At 74.8% G+C, this 22,697-nt stretch carries 22 protein-coding genes; 9 read left to right on the top strand and 13 right to left on the bottom strand.

Going from position 1 to position 22,697, the window contains the following annotated elements:
• Window positions 1-3: 3 nt before the first annotated feature.
• On the bottom strand, window positions 4-825 hold the full coding sequence (locus DMH08_RS10505) for a polysaccharide deacetylase family protein (RefSeq protein WP_233617516.1): 822 nt from the start codon (window positions 823-825) through the stop codon (window positions 4-6).
• A gap of 59 nt (window positions 826-884) precedes the next feature.
• Here DMH08_RS10505 and DMH08_RS10500 point away from each other — a divergent pair, with 59 nt between their 5' ends.
• Window positions 885-1,649, top strand: a complete 765-nt coding sequence (locus tag DMH08_RS10500) for an ABC transporter permease (protein WP_125613323.1) — start codon at window positions 885-887, stop codon at window positions 1,647-1,649.
• A gap of 74 nt (window positions 1,650-1,723) precedes the next feature.
• Here DMH08_RS10500 and DMH08_RS10495 read toward each other — a convergent pair whose 3' ends face one another.
• The 4 genes from DMH08_RS10495 to DMH08_RS10480 are packed head-to-tail and all read right to left on the bottom strand — an operon-like array spanning window position 1,724 to window position 4,343.
• Window positions 1,724-2,134 (bottom strand): SDR family oxidoreductase, encoded by a 411-nt coding sequence (locus DMH08_RS10495; RefSeq protein ID WP_125613322.1) that lies wholly within the window; start codon window positions 2,132-2,134, stop codon window positions 1,724-1,726.
• Window positions 2,135-2,191: 57 nt separating this feature from the next.
• Entirely contained in the window at window positions 2,192-2,596 is a 405-nt protein-coding gene (locus DMH08_RS10490) for a RidA family protein (RefSeq protein WP_026402855.1), read from the bottom strand.
• Entirely contained in the window at window positions 2,593-3,348 is a 756-nt protein-coding gene (locus DMH08_RS10485; RefSeq protein ID WP_026402854.1) for an IclR family transcriptional regulator, read from the bottom strand. Before DMH08_RS10485 ends, DMH08_RS10490 begins: the two co-directional genes overlap by 4 nt.
• Window positions 3,345-4,343 (bottom strand): sugar kinase, encoded by a 999-nt coding sequence (locus tag DMH08_RS10480; protein ID WP_199747722.1) that lies wholly within the window; start codon window positions 4,341-4,343, stop codon window positions 3,345-3,347. Before DMH08_RS10480 ends, DMH08_RS10485 begins: the two co-directional genes overlap by 4 nt.
• 98 nt (window positions 4,344-4,441) lie before the next feature.
• Between DMH08_RS10480 and DMH08_RS10475 the strand changes: the two genes are divergently transcribed.
• From DMH08_RS10475 to DMH08_RS10465, 3 genes are read left to right on the top strand one after another with little or no spacing between them, the layout of a single operon-like run.
• Window positions 4,442-5,698: an amino acid deaminase gene (locus tag DMH08_RS10475; RefSeq protein WP_125613321.1), complete on the top strand. Its 1,257-nt coding sequence runs from the start codon at window positions 4,442-4,444 to the stop codon at window positions 5,696-5,698.
• Entirely contained in the window at window positions 5,698-7,284 is a 1,587-nt protein-coding gene (locus DMH08_RS10470; RefSeq protein WP_125613320.1) for an N-acyl-D-amino-acid deacylase family protein, read from the top strand. The genes DMH08_RS10475 and DMH08_RS10470 overlap by 1 nt, the downstream gene beginning before the upstream one ends.
• Before the next feature lie 39 nt (window positions 7,285-7,323).
• Entirely contained in the window at window positions 7,324-8,739 is a 1,416-nt protein-coding gene (locus DMH08_RS10465) for a GntP family permease (protein ID WP_125613319.1), read from the top strand.
• Window positions 8,740-9,027: 288 nt separating this feature from the next.
• Here DMH08_RS10465 and DMH08_RS10460 read toward each other — a convergent pair whose 3' ends face one another.
• Genes DMH08_RS10460 through DMH08_RS10450 form a run of 3 tightly spaced genes read right to left on the bottom strand, consistent with a single transcriptional unit; the run spans window position 9,028 to window position 13,310 of the window.
• Window positions 9,028-9,933: a helix-turn-helix transcriptional regulator gene (locus DMH08_RS10460; protein ID WP_125613318.1), complete on the bottom strand. Its 906-nt coding sequence runs from the start codon at window positions 9,931-9,933 to the stop codon at window positions 9,028-9,030.
• 54 nt (window positions 9,934-9,987) lie between these two features.
• Entirely contained in the window at window positions 9,988-11,631 is a 1,644-nt protein-coding gene (locus tag DMH08_RS10455) for an AMP-binding protein (protein ID WP_125613317.1), read from the bottom strand.
• Window positions 11,628-13,310 (bottom strand): AMP-binding protein, encoded by a 1,683-nt coding sequence (locus DMH08_RS10450; RefSeq protein WP_125613316.1) that lies wholly within the window; start codon window positions 13,308-13,310, stop codon window positions 11,628-11,630. Before DMH08_RS10450 ends, DMH08_RS10455 begins: the two co-directional genes overlap by 4 nt.
• 232 nt (window positions 13,311-13,542) lie before the next feature.
• Between DMH08_RS10450 and DMH08_RS10445 the strand changes: the two genes are divergently transcribed.
• The gene (locus DMH08_RS10445) at window positions 13,543-13,956 is read left to right on the top strand and encodes a VOC family protein (protein ID WP_026402847.1); all 414 of its coding nucleotides are present in this window, start codon (window positions 13,543-13,545) and stop codon (window positions 13,954-13,956) included.
• Window positions 13,957-13,976: 20 nt separating this feature from the next.
• Here DMH08_RS10445 and DMH08_RS10440 read toward each other — a convergent pair whose 3' ends face one another.
• On the bottom strand, window positions 13,977-14,672 hold the full coding sequence (locus DMH08_RS10440) for a GNAT family N-acetyltransferase (protein WP_125613315.1): 696 nt from the start codon (window positions 14,670-14,672) through the stop codon (window positions 13,977-13,979).
• A 240-nt stretch (window positions 14,673-14,912) separates the two neighbouring features.
• On the opposite strand from DMH08_RS10440, the gene DMH08_RS42340 reads away from it, so the two are divergent.
• The 3 genes from DMH08_RS42340 (at window position 14,913) to DMH08_RS10430 (ending at window position 16,857) form a co-directional block, all read left to right on the top strand.
• Window positions 14,913-15,038, top strand: coding sequence for a hypothetical protein (locus DMH08_RS42340; protein WP_267898534.1), 126 nt, complete (start codon window positions 14,913-14,915; stop codon window positions 15,036-15,038).
• A 65-nt stretch (window positions 15,039-15,103) separates the two neighbouring features.
• Window positions 15,104-15,667: an RNA polymerase sigma factor gene (locus tag DMH08_RS10435; protein ID WP_026402840.1), complete on the top strand. Its 564-nt coding sequence runs from the start codon at window positions 15,104-15,106 to the stop codon at window positions 15,665-15,667.
• Between the two features lie 2 nt (window positions 15,668-15,669).
• A complete protein-coding gene (locus tag DMH08_RS10430) occupies window positions 15,670-16,857 on the top strand; it encodes a CU044_5270 family protein (RefSeq protein ID WP_125613313.1) in 1,188 nt (395 codons plus the stop codon).
• A 123-nt stretch (window positions 16,858-16,980) separates the two neighbouring features.
• On the opposite strand, the gene DMH08_RS10425 is transcribed toward DMH08_RS10430, so the two are convergent.
• The 4 genes from DMH08_RS10425 to DMH08_RS10410 all read right to left on the bottom strand — a co-directional run bounded on the left by DMH08_RS10425 (window position 16,981) and on the right by DMH08_RS10410 (window position 21,292).
• Window positions 16,981-18,042: a trypsin-like serine peptidase gene (locus DMH08_RS10425; protein ID WP_125613311.1), complete on the bottom strand. Its 1,062-nt coding sequence runs from the start codon at window positions 18,040-18,042 to the stop codon at window positions 16,981-16,983.
• Window positions 18,043-18,174: 132 nt separating this feature from the next.
• Complete coding sequence (locus DMH08_RS10420) at window positions 18,175-19,203, bottom strand: AraC family transcriptional regulator (protein WP_125613309.1); 1,029 nt, start codon at window positions 19,201-19,203, stop codon at window positions 18,175-18,177.
• Window positions 19,204-19,371: 168 nt separating this feature from the next.
• Entirely contained in the window at window positions 19,372-20,988 is a 1,617-nt protein-coding gene (locus tag DMH08_RS10415) for a 3-hydroxyacyl-CoA dehydrogenase (RefSeq protein ID WP_125613307.1), read from the bottom strand.
• An 82-nt stretch (window positions 20,989-21,070) separates the two neighbouring features.
• Window positions 21,071-21,292 (bottom strand): hypothetical protein, encoded by a 222-nt coding sequence (locus DMH08_RS10410; protein WP_125613305.1) that lies wholly within the window; start codon window positions 21,290-21,292, stop codon window positions 21,071-21,073.
• A gap of 179 nt (window positions 21,293-21,471) precedes the next feature.
• Between DMH08_RS10410 and DMH08_RS10405 the strand changes: the two genes are divergently transcribed.
• Window positions 21,472-22,680, top strand: coding sequence for an acetyl-CoA C-acetyltransferase (locus DMH08_RS10405; protein ID WP_026402835.1), 1,209 nt, complete (start codon window positions 21,472-21,474; stop codon window positions 22,678-22,680).
• The last annotated feature ends 17 nt before the right edge of the window (window positions 22,681-22,697 follow it).

Genomic DNA, 22,697 nt, shown 5'->3' with positions numbered 1-22,697 from the left:
CGGTCAGAGCGTCGCGAAGGTCAGGCCGCGCCGCTTCAGCACCGGGATCGCCTTCCGCAGCCCCTTGATCGTCTGCGAGCGGTCGCCGCCGCCGTCGTGGCACAGCAGGATGTCGCCGTCCCCGGCCTCCAGCAGGCGGTCGCGGACGCGGCCGGCGCCGGGGCGGGACCAGTCCCGGGGGTCGATGGACCAGTCGATGGGCAGCATCCCGTACTCGGCGATCACGTCCATGACCCGCTCGGTCCAGTTCCCGCCCGGCGCGCGGAAGTAGCCGGGCAGGACGCCCGTCGCGTCCGCGATGCGGTCGTGGGCCTCCACGACCTCCTCGCGGACCTCGCGCGCCGACAGGCCGCCCATGCTCAGCGGATGGTGCATCGTGTGGTTGCAGATCTGGTGGCCCGCGTCGGCGATCCGCCGCGTCAGCGCCCGGTGCTCGGCGACCTGCTCGCCGATGATGAAGAACGTCGCGCGGACGTCGTGCTCGGCGAGCAGGTCGAGCATCCGCGGCGTCCACTCGGGGTGCGGCCCGTCGTCGATGGTCAGCGCGATCGTCTTCGCGGGCGGCGGCGGCGACAGCTGCGTCAGCTCCCGCACCGGGTCCTCCAGCGCCGCCAGCCGCCCGGGCGTCCAGCTCGCGGGACGCAGCGTCGGGTGCGGGGTCGGCGCCGGATCCACGGCCGGGCTCGCCGGGACGACGTCCGCCTGCGCCGTCCGGTAACCGTGCCGGGGGCGCACCTCGTCGGCCGCGAGGGCGAGGCCCGCGACGGCCCCCAGCAGCCAGAGGGCCCGACGGCGGGACGTCCCGGTCGTCTCGTCGTCCACCACGCGTCCAACGGTATCGGCGGACGGGACCGCTGTGATCATTTTCGTGGTGAAAGGGGAAGATGGACCCCGTGACGAGCGCGGCACCGGAGATCGGCCCCGTGCTCGGGCTGGTCCTCCTGGCGCTCGCGGCGGCGGCCGCGCTCCTCGCCCGGTTCGGCGGCCTGGGCGTCGGCCGCGACGTGGTCGTCGCGTCCGTCCGCGCGGCGGTGCAGCTCGCCGCGGTCTCCCTGCTGATCGCGGCGGTCCTGGAGAGCGCGGGCCGAACGGCCCTGTTCATCCTCGGGATGGTGGTCGTGGCGGTCGCCACGGCGGGCCGCCGCATCACCGGCCGCACGCGCGGCCCCGGCTGGTGGACGGCGGCCCCGATCGCCGCCGGCGTCGCACCGGTCCTGGCGCTCCTCGTCGGCTCGGGCGCCGTCCCGTCCCGCCCGGTGGCGGTCCTGCCGATCGCCGGGATCCTGATCGGCGGCGCGATGACCTCGACCGGCCTGACCGGCCGCCGCGCCCTGGACGAACTCGACACCCGGCGCGGCGAGTACGAGGGGGGCCTCGCGCTCGGCCTGCCCCCACGCGACGCGGCCCTCGAGGTCGCCCGCCCGGCCGCGGCCCTCGCCCTGTTCCCCGTCCTGGACCAGACCCGCACGGTCGGCCTGGTGACCCTCCCGGGCGCGTTCGTCGGCGTCCTCCTCGGCGGCGCCGACCCCGTCGAGGCCGGCGCCGTCCAGCTCCTCGTCCTCATCGGCCTCCTGGCCGTCGAGGCCATCGCCGTCCTGCTGACCCTGGAGCTCGTAGCCACCGGCCGCCTCCACCGCCCGACCCAGTAGGCGGGGCCGGAAGAGGCGGGCCGGGTCGTTTCGGCTCCGTGATCACCGGCTGGGGCGGCGTGCCCGCCGAGGGGTCAGCGGGTGGTGGTCAGGCCGCCGGTGACGCCGATGATCTCGCCCGCGGTGTAGCTGGAGTCCGCTTCCGAGGCCAGGTAGACGTAGGCCGGCGCGATCTCCTCCGGCTGGCCCACGCGTCCCGTCGGGCCCTCGCTGCCGAGCTCGGCGAGGCCGTCCTGGGGCATGTTCCGGTCGGCGATGTTGAGCACGGTCCAGGTGGGGCCCGGCGCCACGATGTTCGCGCGGATGCCGTCCTTGGCCAGGTGGAAGGCGATCGACTTGGTGAAGTTGACCATGGCGGCCTTGCTGGCGGCGTAGTCGATCATCGTGTCGCTGCCCTTGAGCGCTTCCTCCGAAGCGGTCGCGATGATGGCGTCGCCCGCTTCCAGGTGCGGACGCGCGGCCTGGACGAGGTGGAAGTGCGCCACCAAACAGGCGGTCGCGGCCTGCCCGGGCTACGGGCATGCCGCCGTTGTCCACAGGCGTTAGTCGACGCAGGCGAGGGCGTCGATCTCCACCAGCATGGACGGGTGGGGGAGTTCGACCGCGACGGTGGTGCGGCAGGGGAGGACGCCGCTCGGGCAGTTGGCCTTGACGAACTCGCCGTACGCCTCGTTCATGGCGGGGAAGTCGTCGCGGGTCTTGAGGTAGACGCGGAACATGAGGACGTCCTCGACGCTCGCGCCGCCGGCTTCGAGGACGGCCTTGAGGTTCTCGAGGACGCGCGTGGTCTGGGCCTTCACGTCGCCCTCGTGGACGTACTCGCCGGTCTCGGGGTCCTGGGGGCCCTGGCCCGACACCTGGAGGAGCGGGCCCTTGCGGACGCCCTGGGAGAAGGCCCAGGCGGCGGCCGGGGCGCCCGTCGTGGTGATCTGCGTCTTGTCGCTCATTCCGGGTTTCCTTCCGTGTGTCCGTAATCGGTGGAGATGGCGCGGGCGGTGGCGAGGAGGTCGGGGAGCAGGGCGAGGACGCCGTCCCGGTCGAGGACGACCTCGGGCACGGAGATCGAGACGGCGGCGACGACGCGGCCGGACGCGTCGCGGACGGGGGCGCCGACGCAGCGGATGAACGTCTCGTGCTCGGCGTCGTCCATGGCGTGGCCCTGCTCGGCGACGCGGTCGAGTTCGGCGAGCAGCTCGCCGGGGCCGGTGATCGTGTGCTCGGTGAAGCGCGTGTACTCGAGCGATTCGGCGATGCGGCGGCGGCGGGGCGCGGGGAGGTCGGCGAGGAGGACCTTCGCGATCGCGGTGGCGTGCAGCGGCATCGGCAGCCCGACGCGCGAGTACATGCGGATCGCGTGCCGGGAGTCGTACTTGGCGAGGTAGATGACGTCGTCGCCGTCCAGGACGCCGAGGTGGATCGTCTGCCCGGTGGACTCGTTGAGCCGCGCGAGGTGCGGGGCGGCGACGTCGCGGATGCCGTGCTGCTCGAGGGACGCGCGGGCGAGCGCGAACATGCGGGAGCCGAGGTGGAAGCGGTGGTCGCCGTCGCGGTGGACGAACCGCTCCGCTTCGAGCGTCCGCAGGAGGCGCATGACGGTCGTCTTGTGGACGCCCGCGGTCGCGGCGAGTTCGTCCAGGTTGCGGGGGCCGTCGCCGAGTTCGATCAGGATGCCGAGCGCGCGCGCGAGACTCTGGCTCATGGGGTCGTCTCCTCCACCGGGCGGGTGATGCCCGAGGCGCGCACGGTGGTGCCCGCCCACGCGTCCGGGGACGCGGAGAGGAGGGCCTCCACGAGGTCCGGCGGGGGCGGGGGCCCGTGGTCGCCGGGCACGACGAGCGTGGCGGCGGCGGTGAGGTGGCCGAGCCGGAGGCGGCGCCGCGGGCCGTACCCCCGAAGGGTAGCGGCCAGGTATCCGGCGGCGAAGGCGTCCCCGGCGCCGACCGGCTCGACGACCTCGACGCGCAGCGCGGGCTCGGTGACCGCGCCCTCGCGGGTGACGGCGACCGCCCGGTGCGCGTCGTCCTTGACGACGAGCGTGGACGGTCCGGGGAGCAGCGCGCGGAGCGCGTCCGGGTCGGAGGTGCCGAGGACGGCGGCGGCCTCGTCGGCGCCGAGCATGACGATGTCGGCGGCGTCGAGGAGTTCGCGCAGGACGGACGGGTCGCGGTGCCGCCAGAGCGCGGGGCGCCAGTTCAGGTCGAAGCTGACGAGGTGGCCGCGGGGGCGGGCGAGGAGCGCGCGGGCGAGGGCGAGCGCGGAGTCCGAGAGGGCCGCGGTGATGCCGGACAGGTGGACGAGCCGCGCGCCGGCGATCAGCGGCCCGGTGACGGGGTCGTCGAGCATGCCGGGGCCGATCGCCGAGCCCGCGGAGCCGTCCCGGTAGTAGTGCAGGACGCTGCCGGACGGTCCGGCCTCCTTGACGTACAGGCCGGTGGGGCGCTCGGGGTCGACGGCGGCGCCGCGGACGTCGACGCCGGAGGCGGCGAGCTCGCGGACGACGCGGCGGCCGAACCCGTCGTCGCCGACGCGGCCGGCCCAGGCGGCGGGCACGCCGAGGGCGACGAGGCCGCGGGCGACGTTGGCTTCGGCGCCGCCGCAGGACTGGCGGAACGCGGGGACGTCCTCGAGGGGTCCCGGCCGCTCGGGCAGCAGGACCGCCATCGTCTCGCCCACGCAGACGGCCGTCGGTTCCATCGCCCTCTCCACTGTTGACCGGTTCCGGGCGGTGATGTTACAACCACTGCAGCACATAATGCAATGTACGTTGCATACAGTGCAATGAGGGAGGTCAGATGGCGGAGAGCATCGACGGTGCGGCGGTGGACGCGCTCGGGGGCGAGCGGCTCGACTGGCGCTTCAAGGCGGTACCCGCGTCCGCGGACGGCATGTCGGTCGCGGACGTGCGCGCCGACCCGCTCCCGCTCGACGCGTTCGGCACGCCGCTGCTGACCCTCGACGCCGGCGCCCTCGAGCACAACGTCGCCGCGATGGCGGCCTGGACCCGCGACGCCGGGGTGGACCTCGCCCCGCACGGCAAGACGACGATGGCCCCGGCGCTGTGGCGGCGGCAGCTCGACGCGGGCGCGTGGGGCATCACGCTCGCGAACCTCCCGCAGCTCCGGGTGGCGCGCGCGTTCGGCGTCCGGCGGCTGATGCTCGCCAACGCGCTCGTCGACCCGGCCGGGCTCGCGTGGCTCGGCGCGCAGCTCGACGCCGACCCCGCGTTCGCGTTCCTGTCGTGGGCCGACTCGGTCCGGACGGTCGAGCTGATGGACGCGGCGCTGCGGGCGGCGCGCGTGAGCCGCCCGGTGGACGTCATCGTGGAGCTCGGCGGCCCGGACGGACGCACGGGCGCCCGGGACGTCGCCGAGGCGCGGGCGGTCGCGGACGCGGTCCGCCGCGCGCCCACCCTGCGGCTCGCCGGGGCGGGCGGCTACGAGGGCGCGTTCGCGCACGACGCGTCCGACGGCAGCCGCGCCGCCGTGGACGCCTACCTGCGCCGCGTCGCGGACCTGCACCGCCGCCTCGACTACGAGACGGACGAGCCGGTCGTGACGGCCGGCGGCAGCGCCTACTTCGACCAGGTCGTCGAGGTGCTCGGGCCGCTGCACGGCCGGACCGTCCTGCGGTCGGGCGCCTACGTGATCCACGACGACGGCTTCTACCGGGGCATCTCGCCCTTCGCGCGCGGGACGTCCGGGGCGGGCCTGCGGTCCGCGATGCACGGCTGGGCGCGCGTCGTGTCCCGCCCCGAACCGGCCCTCGCGCTCCTCGACGCCGGCAAGCGCGACGTCCCGTACGACGAGGGGATGCCCGAACCGCAGCGCGTCCGCGGCAAGGGCGCCGCGCCGGTGGCCGGGGCGCGCGTCACCGCCGTCAACGACCAGCACGGCTTCCTGCGGGACGCGGCCGTCGAGGTCGGCGACGTCGTCCGGCTCGGCCTCTCGCACCCGTGCACCGCGTTCGACAAGTGGACGCTGATCCCCGTCGTGGACGACGCGGACGCCGAGCATCCGCGCGTCGTCGACCTCGTCAGGACGTGGTTCTGATGACGGTCGTGAGGGGCGCGACGGTCGTGGACGGCACCGGCGCGCCGGGCCGCGCCGCCGACGTGCGGATCGCGGACGGCCGCATCGCCGAGATCGGCGACCGGCTGACCGGCCCCGGCCGGACGATCGACGCCGCCGGCCTCGTCCTCGCGCCCGGCTTCATCGACATGCACGCCCACTCGGACCTGGCGCTGCTCACCGAACCCGACCACGTCGCCAAGGTGAGCCAGGGCGTCACGCTGGAGGTCCTCGGGCAGGACGGCCTGTCGTACGCGCCCGCCGACGACACGACGCTCCCGCAGATCCGCCGCACCATCGCCGGCTGGAACGGCGACCCGGACGGCTTCGACTGGTCGTGGCGGAGCGTCGGCGGGTACCTCGACCGGCTCGACGCCGGTATCGCCGTCAACGCCTGCTACCTGGTTCCGCAGGGCGCCGTCCGGATGCTGGCGATGGGCTGGGACGACCGCGCGCCCACGCCCGCGGAGCTCGACCGGCAGCGCGAGCTGGTCGCGGACGGCATGCGCGAGGGCGCCGTCGGGATGTCCAGCGGCCTCACCTACACGCCCGGCATGTACGCGGACGGCGACGAACTCGCCGAGCTGCTCCGCGTCGTGGCGTCCCTCGGCGGGTTCTACGCCCCGCACCACCGCTCGTACGGGGCGGGCGCGCTGGAGGCGTACGCCGAGATGGTGGAGCTGTCGCGCCGCACCGGCTGCGCCCTGCACCTCGCCCACGCCACCATGAACTTCGGCGTCAACAAGGGCCGCGCCGGGGAACTGCTCGGGCTGCTCGACGCCGCCGTCGCCGACGGCTGCGACATCAGCCTCGACACCTACCCGTACCTCCCCGGCTCCACCACGCTCGCCGCGCTGCTGCCGAGCTGGGCGTCGGCGGGCGGCCCGGACGCGCTGCGGGCCCGGCTCACCGACCCGGACGAGCGCGCCCGGATCCGGCACGCGATGGAGGTCGAGGGCTCCGACGGCTGCCACGGCGTCCCGTCCGAATGGGAGACGATCGAGATCTCCGGCTCCCCGGATCCGCGGGTCGTCGGGCGGACGATCGCCGGCCTCGCCGCCGAGACCGGGCGAGCGGCGTTCGACGTCTACTGCGAGCGGCTCCTCGCGGACGACCTCGCGACGACGATCCTGCAGCACGTCGGGCACGAGGAGAACGTCCAGGCGATCATGCGGCACCCGTGCCACACCGGCGGGTCCGACGGCCTGCTGGCGGCGGCGAAGCCGCACCCGCGCGCGTGGGGCACGTTCCCCCGCTACCTCGGCCGCTACGTCCGCGAGCAGGGCGTCCTGTCGCTGGAGGAGTGCGTCGCGCACCTCACCGGCCGGGCCGCCCGGCGGCTGCGGCTGGCCGACCGCGGGCTCGTCCGGCCCGGGTACCACGCCGACCTCGTGCTGTTCGACCCGGCGACGGTCCGCGACACCGCCACGTTCGACGAGCCGCGGCGGCGCCCCGACGGCGTCCCGTACGTGTTCGTCGGCGGGACCGCGGTCATCGACGACGGCGCCCGCACCGGCGCGCTCCCCGGGCGGTCGCTGCGCCGCGCCCCGGACGGCGCGACCCGCTGAACCCCCCGCCACCCCTCGCCCACCCCCGGAAAGGTCACCATGGTCCACTGGCTGCAACATGAGACGGGCGGCCTGCTGCTGCTGTGCGCCCTGTCCATCGCGGTCCTGCTCTTCCTGATCATCAAGGTCAAGCTGGAACCGTTCATCGCCCTCGTCGTCTCCGGTCTCGCGCTCGCGCTCGTCGCGGGGCTGAGCGTCGAGCAGATCGTCGGGACGGCGCTGAAGTCCGGCGACTCGATCCTGGAGACGGGGTTCGGCGGGCTGCTCGGGCACATCGCGCCGATCGTCGGGCTCGGCACGATCCTCGGCGCCGTCCTGGAACGGTCCGGCGGCGCGGACGTGCTGACGCGGCGGCTCCTCGGGCTCGTCGGCGAACGCTTCGCCCCCCTCGCCATGGGCCTGGCCGGCCTCATCTTCGGCATCCCCGTCTTTTTCGATGTAGGCATTTTTGTCCTGGCACCTCTGATCTACATCACGGCGAAGCGGGGCGGGCGGTCGCTCGTCCTGTACGCGATGCCGCTGCTCGCCGGGCTGTCGATGACGCACGCCTTCCTGCCGCCGCACCCGGGCCCGGTCGCCGCGGCCGGGCTGCTCGGCGTCCCGCTCGGCTGGCTGATCATCTTCGGCCTGATCTGCGGCATCCCCGCGTTCCTGGTCGCGGGCGTCGCGTGGGGCGCCTGGATCGGCAAGCGCGTCATCGTCGAGGTCCCCGACGAGTTCGTCGTCGGGGAGAAGAAGGGCCCGGAGGCCGGCGAGGACGGCGGGACGCCCGCGAAGGCCCAGGCGGAGCCGTCGCTCGGCGCCGTGCTGCTCATCATCGCCGTCCCGCTCCTGCTGATCCTGCTCGCCACGTTCGGCACCGTGTGGTGGGAGGACGCGGCCGTCCTGCCCGTCCTCACCTTCCTCGGGAACCCGGTCGTCGCGCTCACCATCGCCGTGCTCCTCGCGATGTACCTGCTCGGCATCCGGCGCGGCATCACGGGCGCCGAACTGCGCGACACCGCGACCGCGTCGCTGCGTCCCGTCGGCATGATCCTGCTGGTCATCGGCGGCGGCGCGTTCTTCGGCAAGGTCGTGTCGGAGACCGGCGTCGGGGAGGCCCTCGCCGGGACGCTGTCGGACGCGGGGCTGCCCACGATCGTGCTCGCCTACCTGATCGCGTGCGGGCTGCGCATCGCGCAGGGCTCCGCGACCGTCGCGATCGTCACCGCCGGCGGCATCGTCGCGCCGCTCGTGGAGAGCGGCGGCCACTCGCAGGCGGGCATCGCGCTGATCGCCATCGCGATCTCCGCGGGTTCGATCATCGCGTCGCACGTCAACGACGGCGGCTTCTGGATCATCTCCCGGTACTTCAACATGTCGGTCCGCGACACCCTGAAGACCTGGACCGTCCTGGAGACGATCCTGTCCGTCGTCGGCTTCGCGATGGCGCTGCTCGTCAGCGCGTTCGTCTAGCCGCCGGACACCGGACGCCGGAGCCCGTCCGGCCCCCGAAATCGGTGCATTTCCCGGACACGCCAGGTCATGGAGGTGTTACCGTTGCGAACGCATCGGGGGCCGGACGTCCGCGCCGCGCACGCGGCGGGACGACCGGGCGATCACGGCCCGGCGCAGCCGCGCGGTGACGATCCGTCGAGCGGGACGACCGCGGGGGCCGAACCGCGGCGACGGGCGTGCACCCGCGCGTCCTGACCCCGTCGCCGGGCCCGATCGAACACACCCGTCCGGCACCCGTCCGGGCGGTCAGGGCAGCAGCCCGGCGCGCCGCGCCGCCGCCACCGCCTCCATGCGGGTGTGGCTGTCGAGCTTGCGCATCGCCGACCGCAGGTAGCTCTTCACCGTCTCCGGCACCAGCCCGAGCCGCGTCGCCGCCTCCGCGTTCGTGCAGCCCATCGCCACGTACGACAGGACGTCCAGCTCGCGGGGCGACAGCACCGGCCGCGGCGCCCGCCCCGCGTCGGCGTCCGCCGCCGGCTCGGCCAGGCCCGCCGCGGCGAGCCGCAGCGTCGCCTCCCGCAGCCGGTCCCGGGTGACCGGATCGTCCACCCGCTCGGCCAGCGCCCGCAGCTCCGCGTGCACCGCGCGGACCTCCTCCCAGCGGGCCGCCGAATCCTCCTCGCCCGGCCGCAGCCGGGTCAGCGCCTCGTCCGCCCGGTCCCGGACGGCGAGGTCCTGCTCGACGTCGCGGGCGGTCTGCATCGCCGCGCCCACCACCCGGTCGGCCAGCCCCAGCGGCTCCCGCAGCGCCCCGTACAGGACGCCCCGGACGCGGCGCCGCACCACGATCGGCACCGCCACGATCGACAGCAGCCCCTCGCGGCCCACCGGCCGGTCGTAGTCGTGGCTGATCGTCGCCGCGCGCGGGTAGTCGCTCACCCACGCGGGGCGGCCCAGCGCCATCGCCTTGCCGCCCAGCCCGTAGCCGTGCCGCACGACGAGCCCGTTCAGCGAGTCGGTGCGGCCGCCGACCAGTTCGGTGATGCGCAGCCGGTCCCGGCCGGTCAGCGCGCCGCCGAACACCATCGGCAGGCCCGTCGCGCGGTGCAGCGCCAGCACCGCCGCCCGCACCGCGCCCGCGTCGCCGCCCCGCGCCGGGTCCGGTCCCGGGGCCGGGCCCGCGGGACGCCCTTCCGATGACCGCGCCTCCATGTGTCGAGCATGCACCGGAAGGCGCCGTCCCGTAACCCTGATGACGCTGATCGTTCAGGCGTGTCGCACGGCCGCGGCGTCGCCGAGGCCCAGGATGTCGACGGCTTCCGCCCGCATCTGGACCTTCCGCACCTTTCCGGTGACCGTCATGGGGAACTCGTCCACGATGTGCACGTACCGGGGGATCTTGTACCGGGCGAGCTTTCCGTCGCAGAACTTCCGGAGCGCCTCGGCGGTCAGCGGCGGCGCGCCGTCCCGCAGCCGCACCCACGCCATCAGCTCCTCCCCGTACCGCTCGTCCGGGACGCCGATGACCTGCGCGTCCACGATGTCGGGATGGGTGTAGAGGAACTCCTCGATCTCCCGCGGGTACACGTTCTCGCCGCCCCGGATCACCATGTCCTTGATCCGGCCGGTGATGTTGACGTACCCCTCGTCGTCCATCACCGCGAGGTCGCCGGTGTGCATCCAGCGCGCCGCGTCGATCACCTCGGCCGTCTTCTCCGGCTCCTCCCAGTAGCCGAGCATGACCGAGTAGCCGCGCGTGCACAGCTCACCGGGCGTCCCGCGCGGGACCGTCGCGCCCGACGCCGGGTCGACGACCTTGACCTCCAGGTGCGGGTGGACGGTCCCGACCGTGGACACGCGGCGGTCCAGCGTGTCGTCCGCCCGGGTCTGCGTCGACACCGGCGACGTCTCCGTCATCCCGTAGCAGATCGCGACCTCCGCCATCCCCAGCCCCTCGATGACCTGCTTCATCACCTCCACCGGGCACGGCGACCCCGCCATGATCCCGGTGCGCAGGCCCGACAGGTCCGCCGAGTTCAGCGACGGCTCGTTCAGCACCGCGATGAACATCGTCGGCACCCCGTACAGGGACGTGCACCGCTCCGACGCCGCCGCCTGGATGGTCGCGCGCGCGTCGAACGCGGGCGCCGGGATCACGACGCAGGCGCCGTGGCTCGTCGCCGCCAGGTTCCCCATCACCATGCCGAAGCAGTGGTAGAACGGCACCGGCACGCAGACGCGGTCCTCCTCGTCGTAGCCGCACAGCTCGCCGACGAAGTAGCCGTTGTTGAGGATGTTGTGGTGCGACAGCGTCGCGCCCTTCGGGAACCCGGTCGTCCCCGACGTGTACTGGATGTTGATCGGGTCGTCGGCGCTGAGCGTCGCGCCGATCTCCGTGAGCACCGCGGCGTCCGCCGCCCGCCCGGTCTCCAGCAGCCCGTCCCACTCCGCGGTGCCGATCAGCAGCACGTCCGTCAGCCGCTTGCAGCGCGGCCGCACCTGGTCGATCATCCCGGCGTAGTCGGACGTCTTGAACACCGGCGTCGCGACCAGCGTGCGGACGCCCGCCTGGTTCAGGACGAACTCCAGTTCGTGCACCCGGTAGGACGGGTTGATGTTCACGAGGATCGCGCCGAGCTTCGCCGTCGCGTACTGCACGAGCATCCACTCGGCGCAGTTCGGCGCCCAGATCCCGACCCGGTCGCCCTTGCGGATGCCGCGCGCGTGCAGGCCGAGCGCGACCGCGTCGACGTCGGCGGCGAACCGCGCGTACGTCCAGCGCCGGTCGGTCGCGTACTCGACCACCGCGTCCCGGTCGGGATGCAGGGCGACGGTCCGGTCCAGGTTCGTGCCGATGGTGTCGCCGAGCAGCGGCGCCTTCGACGCGCCGGACGCGTACGAGAGCGTCATCGCAGGTCCTCCTCACGGAACTCGCCCTCGGGCCGGTCGTCGGCGCCGGGATGCTTGTCGATCTCGCTCGTCCGCAGTTCCACGCGACGGATCTTGCCGGAGATCGTCTTCGGAAGCTCGCCGAATTCCAGCAGGCGGACCCGCTTGTACGGGGACAGCTGCGCCCGGCTGTGCTCGAAGATCGCCTTCGCGGTCGCGGCGTCCGGCGCCCAGCCCGCCGCGAGCGTCACGTACGCCTTCGGCACCGCGAGCCGCACCGGGTCGGGGGACGGCACCACGGCGGCCTCCGCGACGGCCTCGTGCTCGATCAGCACGCTCTCCAGCTCGAACGGGGAGATCTTGTAGTCGGACGCCTTGAACACGTCGTCGGCCCGCCCGACGTAGGTGATGTAGCCGTCCGCGTCGCGGGAGCCGATGTCGCCCGTGTGGTAGTAGCCGTCCGCCATCGCCTCGGCCGTCCGGTCCTCGTCGCCGTGGTACCCGACCATCAGCCCGAGCGGCCGGTCCTCCAGCTCCAGGCAGATCTCTCCCTCGTCGCCGGGCTTGCCCGTCACCGGGTCGATCAGCGCCACCCGGTAGCCCGGCACCGGCCGCCCCATCGACCCCGGCTTCACCGGCTGCCCCGGCGTGTTCGCGATCTGCACGGTCGTCTCCGTCTGCCCGAAGCCGTCCCGGATGGTGCGGCCCCACGCGTCCTTCACCCGCTCGATCACCTCGGGGTTCAGCGGCTCGCCCGCCGCCACCACCTCGCGCGGCGGGGTGCCCAGCCGGCCCAGGTCGGCCTGGATCAGCATCCGCCACACGGTCGGCGGCGCGCAGAAGCTCGTGACGCCGCACCGCTCGATCGTGTCGAGCAGCCGGTCCGCGTCGAACCGCGTGTAGTTGAAGATGAACACGCATGCCTCGGCGTCCCACGGCGCGAAGATGTTGCTCCACGCGTGCTTCGCCCACCCGGGCGACGAGATGTTCAGGTGGACGTCGCCCGGCCGCAGGCCGATCCAGTACATCGTCGACAGGTGCCCCGCCGGGTACGACGCGTGCGTGTGCTCGACGAGCTTCGGCTTCGCGGTCGTCCCGGACGTGAAGTACAGCAGGAGCGTGTCGCCCGACATCGTCTGCCCATACGGGACGAACTCCTCGGCGAGCCCGTACGCGTCCGCGTACGGAACCCACCCCTCGACGGGCGCGCCCACCGCGATCCGCGTGAAGTCGCCCTCCAGCCCGGCGAACTTCCCGGCGTGCTCCGCGCCCGCCACCACGTGCTTCGCCGCGCCGCGCGTCACCCGGTCCTGCAGGTCGGCGGGCCCGAGCAGCGGCGTGCAGGGGATCATCACCGCGCCGAGCTTCATCGCGGCGAGCACCGTCTCCCACAGCTCGACCTGGTTGCCGAGCATCAGGATCACCCGGTCGCCGCGCCGCACCCCGTTCTCGCGCAGCAGGTTCGCGACCTGGTTCGACCGCCGCGACAGGTCGGCGAACGAGAACTTCGCCTCCGTCCCGTCCTCCTCGACGATCCACAGCGCGGGCCGGTCGTTCCCCTCGGCGATCCGGTCGAACCAGTCGACGGCCCAGTTGAAGCCGGTCAGCACCGGCCACCGGAACCGCTCGTACGCCACCGCGTAGTCGTCGCGGTTCTCGAGCAGGAAGTCGCGCGCCCTGCGGAACTCGACTGCCGGCATGTGGTCTCTCCTCGTGGCCGGACGAACACCTCGGGAGCATCGTTGGCCAACCGGCGTGACCCACGCCACCCCCGAACGGGGGTACTCCTCCCCCGCCCGCGGCGTCCGGGCCACCGGATCGATCAGGAATCGAGAAGCGCCCGCTCCCTGCGCGTTCGTAGCGTGAGCCGTGGACGGCGGTCGGGAAGACCGCTCCGACACGACCGGCAACACGACCAGCAAGGAGACGGACATGAAGGCGCACGTGAGCTCGATCCTCCTCGGCGTCCGCGACATGGAGGCGTCCAAGCGGTTCTACACCGAGGGCCTCGGCTGGAAGATCAAGGACGACTGGGGCGTCTCGGTGTTCTTCGAGTCCGACGGGGCGTCGCCCGTCGGCTTCTACGGCCGCGACGGACTGGCCGAGCAGGTCGGCACGAGCCCCGAGGGCAGCGGCTTCAGCGGGCTCGTCCTCACCTACGTCGTCCGCAGCGAGGCCCGGGTCGACGAGGTGATGGCGGAGGCCGAGAAGGCCGGCGCCACGGTCCTCAAGCCCGCCGGTCCGCTGCCGTGGGGCGGCTACGGCGGCACCTTCGCCGACCCGGACGGCTACATCTGGAGCCTCGGCTACAGCGACCAGGGCACCGACCAGCCCTACGCCGAGTAGCCCCGGCGGCCCGGCGGCGGTCAGGGGACGCGGAACCCGCGGAAGGTGACGGGCTTGCGGACCGCGAAGCCCAGCCGCTCGTAGAGCGCGACCGCACCCGTGTTCGCGGCGGCCACGTGCAGGAAGGGACGTTCGCCGCGCGCCGCGGCGCGCGCGACGAGCGCCCGCACCAGCCGCGCGGCGAGGCCGCGCCCGCGCGCCTCGGGGGCGGTGCAGACGGCGCTGATCTCCGTCCAGCCCGGCGGCCGGAGCCGCTCGCCCGCCATCGCCGCCAGCCCGCCGTCCCCCCGGACGCCGACGTACGCGCCCAGTTCGCGGGTGCGCGGCCAGAACGGCCCCGGCCGGGTCCGTTCGGCGAGGTCGAGCATCTCGGGCACGCGGTCCGCGCCCAGCGCGACGACGTCCGCGCCGGGCCCGTCCTCCGGGGGAGGCCCGTCCCAGACCATCTGCAGCCCGTCGAGGACGAAGACCGGCTCCCAGTCCGGCGGCGGGACCGCCGGACTGCTGAACATGTCGGCGAGTCCGCCGCGGCCGAGCAGCCGGGCGAGGTCGTCCCACTCCGCGGCGTCCGGGTCGGCGGACACCGCGGCGAACGTCGCGACGTCCGGCACGTAGGCGGCGGCCCGGCCGAGCCGGCGGGCGAGGTGCGCGTGGCGGCCGCGCAGCGACGCGCCCACCGGGTCGTCGAGTGCGGCGTCGCCGCGGTCTGCCGGCATGTCGCGCCTTCCGTTCCGTCCGTTCCGTCCGTTCCGTCCGTTCCGCGCAGGAGGCTACTGCGCGGCCGCCACCGGACGGACCGGCCCCGATCACCGCGCCCGGGCGCGGGCGGCGCGGTGGGCGGCGCGGTGGGCCGCCATGCGGACGGGCGACCAGGTCGTCCTGGCCTCTTCCCTCGCCATCCGCCGCTCCACCGGCCCCGCCCCGCACTGACCCGGGCCCGTCCGGCGGCGGGTGCGATGCTGGCGGGCGCGCTGGTCGGCGTGCTGTCCGCCGCGCTGTCCGGCGCGCTGTTCGCCGCGCTCGTCCTCCGCCCGTCCGGCGGAAAGCGAAAGCGGGGCGCGGGACCGGCGGAGTACGGGTGACGACCATCCCCCCGGAGGTGTGACATGCCCGACGATCCCCGCCCGCGGACCCCGCGGACGGCCCCGTGACCGCCGCGCCCGAGATCGACGACGCCGCGCTCGTCACCGCGTCCCTCGACCACCCCGACCGGTTCACCGACGTCTACGACCGGCACTTCCCGGTGATCCACCGGTACGTCGCCGGACGCCTCGGCGCGCAGGCCGCCGAGGACGTCGTCGCCGAGACGTTCCTCGCCGCGTTCCGCCGCCGGGCCGCGTTCGACCCCGCGAAGGGCGACGTCCGGCCCTGGCTGTTCGGCATCGCGACGAACCTCGTCGCGCAGCACCGGCGGGCCGAGACCCGCCGGTACCGGGCGCTGGCCCGGCTCGGCGCCGAACCGGACGCGGGCGGCCACGAGGACCGCGTCGCGACCGCCGTGTCGGCCGCGCGGATGCGGCCGGGCCTCGCCCGCGCCCTGGCCGGACTGTCCCGCAAGGAGCGCGACGTCGTGCTGCTCGTCGCGCTCGCGGACCTGTCCCACCAGGAGGTCGCGGCCGTGCTCGGCATCCCGTTCGGCACGGTCGGGTCCCGGTTGAGCCGGGCGCGCAAGAAGCTTCGGGCGGCCCTCGCCCCGACGCAAGGAGACTGACCATGGACGAGATGAAGGCGATCGCCGAGATGCTGAACGAGCCCCCCAACCAGCGGACCGAGGACGAGGGGCGGCGCCGCCTCCGCCGCGAGATCGCGGACCCGTCGGCGGGCCGCCGCGCGCGGACCCGCTTCGGCTGGCCCCTCAAGGCCGGCCTGGGCATCGTCGCGGCCGGCGCCGCCGCGGCCGTCGCGGTCTCCGCCGTCGGGACGGGGACGGCGCCCGCCGAGAGCCCGGAAGCGGGCGCCCCGCAGGGCGAGGTCGACCTCGGCAGGCAGGCCGTCCTGGTGGCGGCGGAGAACGCGGCGAAGCAGGAGACGGGCAAGTACTTCTTCACCGACCACGTGTCCGGGCAGTCGTACGTCGTGCCGGCCGAGACCGGCGCGTACGCCATCGACGGCGCGCGCTCCGCGACCTTCGTCGCGGCCGGGCTCGAACCGGGCGACGACGTGACGTTCTACGAGCAGTTCCCCGGGCCCCGCATGTGGAGCCCGCAGGACGGGGCGGCGTGGAAGAAGGCCGGCAGCCCGTCGAAGATCAAGGTGTGGTCGAGCGACAAGTGGCTCACCTTCGACATGGCGGAGAAGGCGCCGTGGAAGCTCGACGGCACCAACACGCAGCAGGAGTGGCTCGGCAAGTACACCCTCGAGAAGCTGCGGAACCTGCCGACCGACCCGGAGAAGCTCGCCGCGGAGGTGTTCGACGGGACGACCCCGGAGGCGGGGCGGATCGACGCGAGCGGGGGCGAGCTCCCCGCGCACATGAAGACCGAGGAGTTCGTCGCCGCCTCGAAGATCCGGGCGGTCGGGTGGCGGCTCAGCGACCTGCCGGTCCCCCCGAAGGTGCGGGCCGCGCTGATGAAGGCGCTGATGGCCCAGCCCGGGGTGCGGGCCGTCGGCGAGACCACCGACCCGCTGGGCCGCAAGGGCGTCGCGCTGACGTCCGGGAGCCGCTCCTACGAGGTCACCGGTGAGTTCGGCACGCCGCCCGAGCAGCAGGGGACCTACAGCAGCCGCCAGGAAATCGTCTTCGACAAGGCGACCGGGAACGCGCTGGCCATGCAGGAAGTGCTGACCGAGCCGGGCGGCCCCTACAAGGACCGCAAGCCCGGCTTCATCATCAACTACACCGCCATCCGCGACACGGGCTGGAGCGACACCGAGCCGACCCCGCCGCGGAACGCCTCCTGAGGCCGGACGGGCCGGCCCCGGAACCGGGGGGACCGGGACCGGCCCGTCCGTCCGGCGCACGCACCGGCCGCGGCCCGCCGGTGCGTGCGCCGCCGCCGTCAGTCGGTGCGGACGGCGTCGCCGTCAGTCGGTGTGGACGGCGTCGCGGACGTTGATGGCCGCCGTCCCGAGCGTCGGGCCGTACTCCCACGGGTCGTTCCCGTAGTGCCAGGCGTTGTGCCCGATGATGTAGCCCCAGCCGCGCGAGAGCGGCATCTCGGTGATCCACGGCCCGCCGCTGGACCCGCCGCCCATGTCGCAGCCGATCCGCTTGTAGAGGGCGTCCGTCGCGGCGTAGCCGACGCAGAACCGCAGCTTGTTGGAGCTGATCCCCGAGCGGGCCGGGTGCGTGTTCTGCGGGTAGCCGAACGCGCGCGTGTCGTGGAACGTCGTCTCGTTGTAGGTCTCGCCGAACCGGTAGCCCTGGTAGCCGACCACGTCGCCGACCCGGCGGCCGTTGTTGAGGTTCAGCGCGATCGCGGCCATGTCGTACCGGTGGTTCTTGCCGTCGAAGTAGCCGTTCGGCGCGGCCCACGACCGGCCCGTCCACGTGCCGAACGGGCGCTTGCCGTCATGGAAGTCCGGGACGAACGCGAAGTTCGAGTACCAGTTCTCGCTGCCGTCGGTGACGCAGTGCCCGGCCGTCCAGATCGTGTTGCGGTTGGACGAGTTGATCGTGGCGGCCGAGCAGTAGTAGCCGGAGCCGTTGCGCGTGTAGTAGAGCTTCCCGACCGTCTGGGCGGGCATCCGCCCGTGGTCCGCCCAGACCTTAGAGGTGGAGAAGTAGGTCAGCGCCTTGGTGTCGAAGGCCGGACCGCCGGCGCCGGACGCCGCGGGCATGCGGCCCTCGCCGACCTCCGGCTCGGCCGCCGGCGGCTCCGCGGCGGCGGCCTGCGCGGACGCGGCGGCCTCGGCGGGGGACACCGCGGGGGCCGGCGTCGGCTCCGCGGCGGCCATCCGCTCGGGCGTCCAGTACTCCTCGACCTGCGCGGCCGACCGCGCCGCGCCCGCGCCCGCCGCCGTGCCGGTCGCGGGGTCCCAGGGGCTCGCGGCGGGCGCCTCCGGGCGCGTGTCGGCGGCCGCGGCGGGGGCCGCGGCCGCCAGCGCGAGCAGGGCCGTTCCGAGAACGGTGAAACGTCGTGTCATCACATGTTGATCTTCGGCACGATCGGGGGAGAAGTCCTTGCCCGTCCGTCGACGGTTCCTTGACGATGCGTCCACGGGGCGTCCACGGGGCGTCCACGGGTGTCCGGGGGACGACGGCGGGTGCAGGAGCGGCTACGCGGGCGAGCCGAGGGCGCGGTGCCGGTAGTCGCTGGGCGGCAGCCCGAACGCGTCGCGGAACGCCCGGGAGAACGCCGAATGGTGTGTGAACCCCCACATGGCGGCGATGCGGTGGACCGGGACGGCGCGCAGCGCGGGATCGGCCAGCGCCAGCCGGGCGCCCTCGAGCCGCCGCAGCCGGATCCAGGCGGCGACCGTGCGGCCCTCCGCGCTGAACAGCCGGTGCAGGTAGCTGACGGAGATGTGGTGCGCGGCGGCGACGGCGGCCGGGGTCAGCTCCGGGTCCTGCAGATGCCGGTCGATGAACGCGTGCGCCCGCAGCAGCAGCGTCCGCCGGCGCACCTCGGGCGACGCGCCCCCGCCCTCCCCGTCGTCCTCCCCGTGCTCCCCGTGCTCCTCCTCGTCCGCGTCGACCGCGTGGGCGAGCAGCGCCGAGGCCAGGTCGGCCAGGACGGTCGCGAGGCGCGGGCCGTCGGACGCGCGGTAGGCGCCGGGGTCCGCGAGGATGGCCGCCAGCGTCCCCGCCAGCAGCCCGCCGACGCCGTCGCGCCCCGGCAGCGGCGGCCCGATCGCCCGGCCGAGCCGGTCCGCGGGGACCGACAGCAGCCGCTTCGGGACGACCACGCCGACCGCTTCGAAGGGGCCCGGGCCGCCGGCCGCGCGGACCGTGGCGGGGCGGGATGCGTCGTGCGCCGACCACTGCGCGGGCCCGTACCGGAACACCCGGCCGCCGCAGGCGACCTCGACGTGCCCGCGCAGCACCAGCGACAGGTACAGCGCCCCGGGGTCGGGCCGCCGGACGCGGCGCGGCGTCCGGCGGGCGCCCGCCGGGCTCGTCGCGGTCGCGAGGACCGTCACCGCGTCCGGGCCCGTGCCGAGGCGCAGCGCGCGCCCGCCCGTGCCGGGCCGGTCGCGGCCGCCGCCCGGCTCCCCCGGGACCGGGGACCGGCCCGCCGGCTCCCGCCCGCGGCCGATCCGGTCCGCGCGGGCCGCGTCCGCCGTCCGGAACACCGTCTCGAACAACCGAACCTCCGTGTCGCCGCCTCCCGCGCCGGGCGGGCCGGCACGGGAAGATCATCGCGACTCAGAGACTCGGGAGCCAGCGGGTACCGGACGCCGAACGCGCGGCGGCCCGCGGCCGAACGGCGGGCGAACTCTCGCCGCCGGCCGTCCGCCCCGGGCGGCGGCCCGTCAGGAGAGCAGGTCGGCGGGGCGGGTGCCGGTTTCGGTCAGGGGGAGGCCGAGGCCCGCCCGCTCCGTCAGCCACGTGGACGGCCGGTAGCGCGGGTCGCCCGTGCCGAGCGACAGCCCCTCCAGGATGTCGAGGACGGTCTCGGCGCCCACGTGGTCGCCCCACTCCAGCGGCCCGCGCGGGTAGCCGAGGCCGAGCCGGACGGCCGTGTCGATGTCCGCGGGGCGGGCGAGGCCCTGCTCGGCGATCCCGCACGCGACGTTCACGACCGACGCCAGCAGCCGCTGCGCGACCGGCGCCGGGCCGTCCCGGACGACGCTCACCGGGCGTCCCGTCGCCGCGAGCGCCGCGACGGCCGACCGTCCCGCGGCCCGGTCGACGGCGGGGTGCACGCCGAGCGTGAGCCGCGTGAAGAACCCGCCGAGCGGGTCGACGCTCAGCGTCCGCTCCGGCGGCAGGCCCTCCCGGACCGCGACCGCGCCGCCCGGCTCGCCGTACGGCGTCACCAGCACGACCGCCCGATCCGACGGCCCGTCCCCGGACTCCACCTCGACGTCCGCCGCCGCCAGCAGCGCGCCCAGCGTCTCCCGGGCGCCCGGCCCGCCGCCGCCCGCCGCGTCCTCGTGGATCCACACCGGGCGCCGCTCCGCGTCCGCGGGCGGCGTGATCTCCGCGGGCTCCCGCTTCGCGCCGCCGTCCGGGTACGCGTAGAAGCCCTCACCGGTCTTGCGGCCGAGCAGTCCCGCCTCCAGCCGGGCCCGGCCCACCCGCGACGGGCGCAGCCGCGGCTCGGTGTAGAAGCCCGTCCACACCGACTCCATCACCGGGTGCGAGACGTCCATGCCGGTCAGGTCGAGCAGCTCGCACGGCCCCATCTTGAGGCCCAGGACGTCCCGGGCGATCCGGTCGACGTCGACCGGCTCGGCGGCGCCCTCCGCCAGGATCTGCAGCGCCTCGGTCACCAGCCCGCGCCCCGCGTGGTTCACGAGGAAGCCGGGCGCGTCCGGCGCCCGCACCGGCTCGTGGCCCAGCCGCCGGACGAGCGCCGCGAGCGCGTCCGGGATCCACCCGGCCGTCCGCGCGCCGGGGATGACCTCGACCAGCCGCATCAGCGGCACCGGGTTGAAGAAGTGCAGGCCCGCGAGCCGCGACGGGTCCGCGAGGGCCGCCCCGATCGCCGTCACCGGCAGCGAGCTGGTGTTGGTGGCCAGCACGGTCTTCGGCGGGCACGCCTTCTCCAGCGCGGCGAACAGCTCGCGCTTGGTGTCCATGTCCTCGCGGACGGCCTCCACGACGAGGTCGCACTCGCCGAGCGGCGTCAGCGGCTCGCCCACCGGCCGCAGCCGCTCCTTCGCGGCCGCCGCGTCCGCCGCGGTCATCCGGCCCTTCGCGACCAGCCGGTCGAACATCCCGGAGACGTGCTCGACGGCGTCCCGGACCGCCTCCGGCCGGACGTCCGCGAGTTCGACGGTCACGCCGCCCGCCGCGGCGAGCTGCGCGATGCCGCGCCCCATCGCCCCGGCGCCGATCACCCGGAGCGTCCGCACGTCCCGCGCCCACCGCTCCGCCGCGCCGCCCTGTTCCGCGCCGTCCCGTCCCGCGCCGCCGTGCACCATGCCGTCTCCTCGCACCCGTCCGTCCGCAGGACGATGCTACGGGTGCGCCCGGTGCCGGATCCGTCCCGGTGCGTCCGGCGGGTCAGTAGCCGCCGTCGTCGTCGTCCTGCTGCTCCTCGTCGTTCCTGTCGTCCTGCTCCTGCTCGTTGTCGCCGTCCTCGCCGCCGCCCCCGCCGCAGCCCGCCGTCACGGCGGCGGTGGCGCCCAGGACCCCGGCCACCGCGACCGCCGGCAGCGACGCGGGCGCCAGCGCCGTCACCACGGCGAGCAGCGCCTTGAGCAGTTTCATCGGCAACCCGGCCATCGAGCCCCCCACATCCGGTCGGACACGTCCGGTCGGACGCGCCACGGGGGTGCTACCCCGGGCGCGGCCGGTCTCACGCGCCCGGACCTCCACTGGGCGGAAGCCCGGCGGCCGTCCGGGCGGAATGACCCCATAACCTGCAGAGTGCGCCGCCACTTGTCGAGTTGAGGAGCGTGCCCATGCGCGAAGCGGTCATCTGCGAGCCGCTGCGGACCCCCATCGGCCGGTTCGGCGGGGTGCTGAAGCCGGTCTCCCCGGCCGAACTGGCCGCCACCGTCATCCGGGCGCTCGTGGCGCGCACCGGCCTGCCCGGCGACGCGGTCGACGAGGTGATCCTCGGGCAGTGCAACCCCAACGCCGACGCGCCCGCCATCGGCCGCGTCGCCGCGCTCGACGCCGGGCTGCCCGTCGAGGTCGGCGGCACCCAGCTCGACCGCCGCTGCGGCTCCGGGCTCCAGGCCGTCCTGGACGCCGCCATGCAGGTCCAGACGGGCGTCAGCGACGTCGTCATCGCGGGCGGCACCGAGAGCATGAGCAACGCGCCCTTCTACACGACCAAGGCGCGCTGGGGCGTGCGCGGCCCGTCCATCGACCTGCACGACGCGCTCGCCCAGGGGCGGGTCACCGCGGGCGGCGTCCGCCACCCCGTGCCCGGCGGCATGCTGGAGACCGCCGAGAACCTGCGGCGCGAGTACGGCATCGGCCGGGAGGAGCAGGACGAGCTGGCCGTGCGGTCGCACGCGCGGGCCGTCGCCGCCCAGCGGGACGGACGGTTCGCCGACGAGATCGTCCCCGTCACGATCCGGGGGCGGAAGGGCGACACGGTCGTCGACACCGACGAGCACCCGCGCCCCGACACGTCCGCGGAGAGCCTCGCGAAGCTGCGTCCGGTCCTCGGCAAGGACGACCCGGAGGCCACCGTCACGGCCGGGAACGCCAGCGGGCAGAACGACGCGGCGGCCGCGTGCGTCGTCACGACGCCCGAGCGCGCCGCCGAGCTCGGGCTGCGCCCGCTCGTCCGGCTGGTGTCCTGGGGGCGCGCGGGCGTGCCGCCCCGCACGATGGGCATCGGGCCGGTTCCGGCCACCGCGAAGGCGCTGGCCGCCGCCGGGCTGACCCTCGCCGACATCGACCTCATCGAGCTGAACGAGGCGTTCGCCGCGCAGGTCCTCGCCGTCGCCCGCGAGTGGGGGCTCAAGGACGGCGACTGGGACCGCGTCAACGTCAACGGGTCCGGAATCTCCCTCGGCCACCCGGTCGGCGCGACCGGCGCCCGCATCCTGGCCACCCTCGCCCGCGAGATGGACCGCCGCGAGGCCCGCTACGGCCTGGAGACGATGTGCATCGGCGGCGGCCAGGGCCTCGCCGCCGTGTTCGAACGGGTCTGACCCCGGGTCCCTCCCGG

This window comes from Actinomadura sp. WAC 06369, assembly GCF_003947565.1.
GTDB classification, from domain to species: Bacteria; Actinomycetota; Actinomycetes; order Streptosporangiales; family Streptosporangiaceae; genus Spirillospora; species Spirillospora rifamycini.
This window is presented reverse-complemented; position numbering and strand designations above follow the sequence as displayed.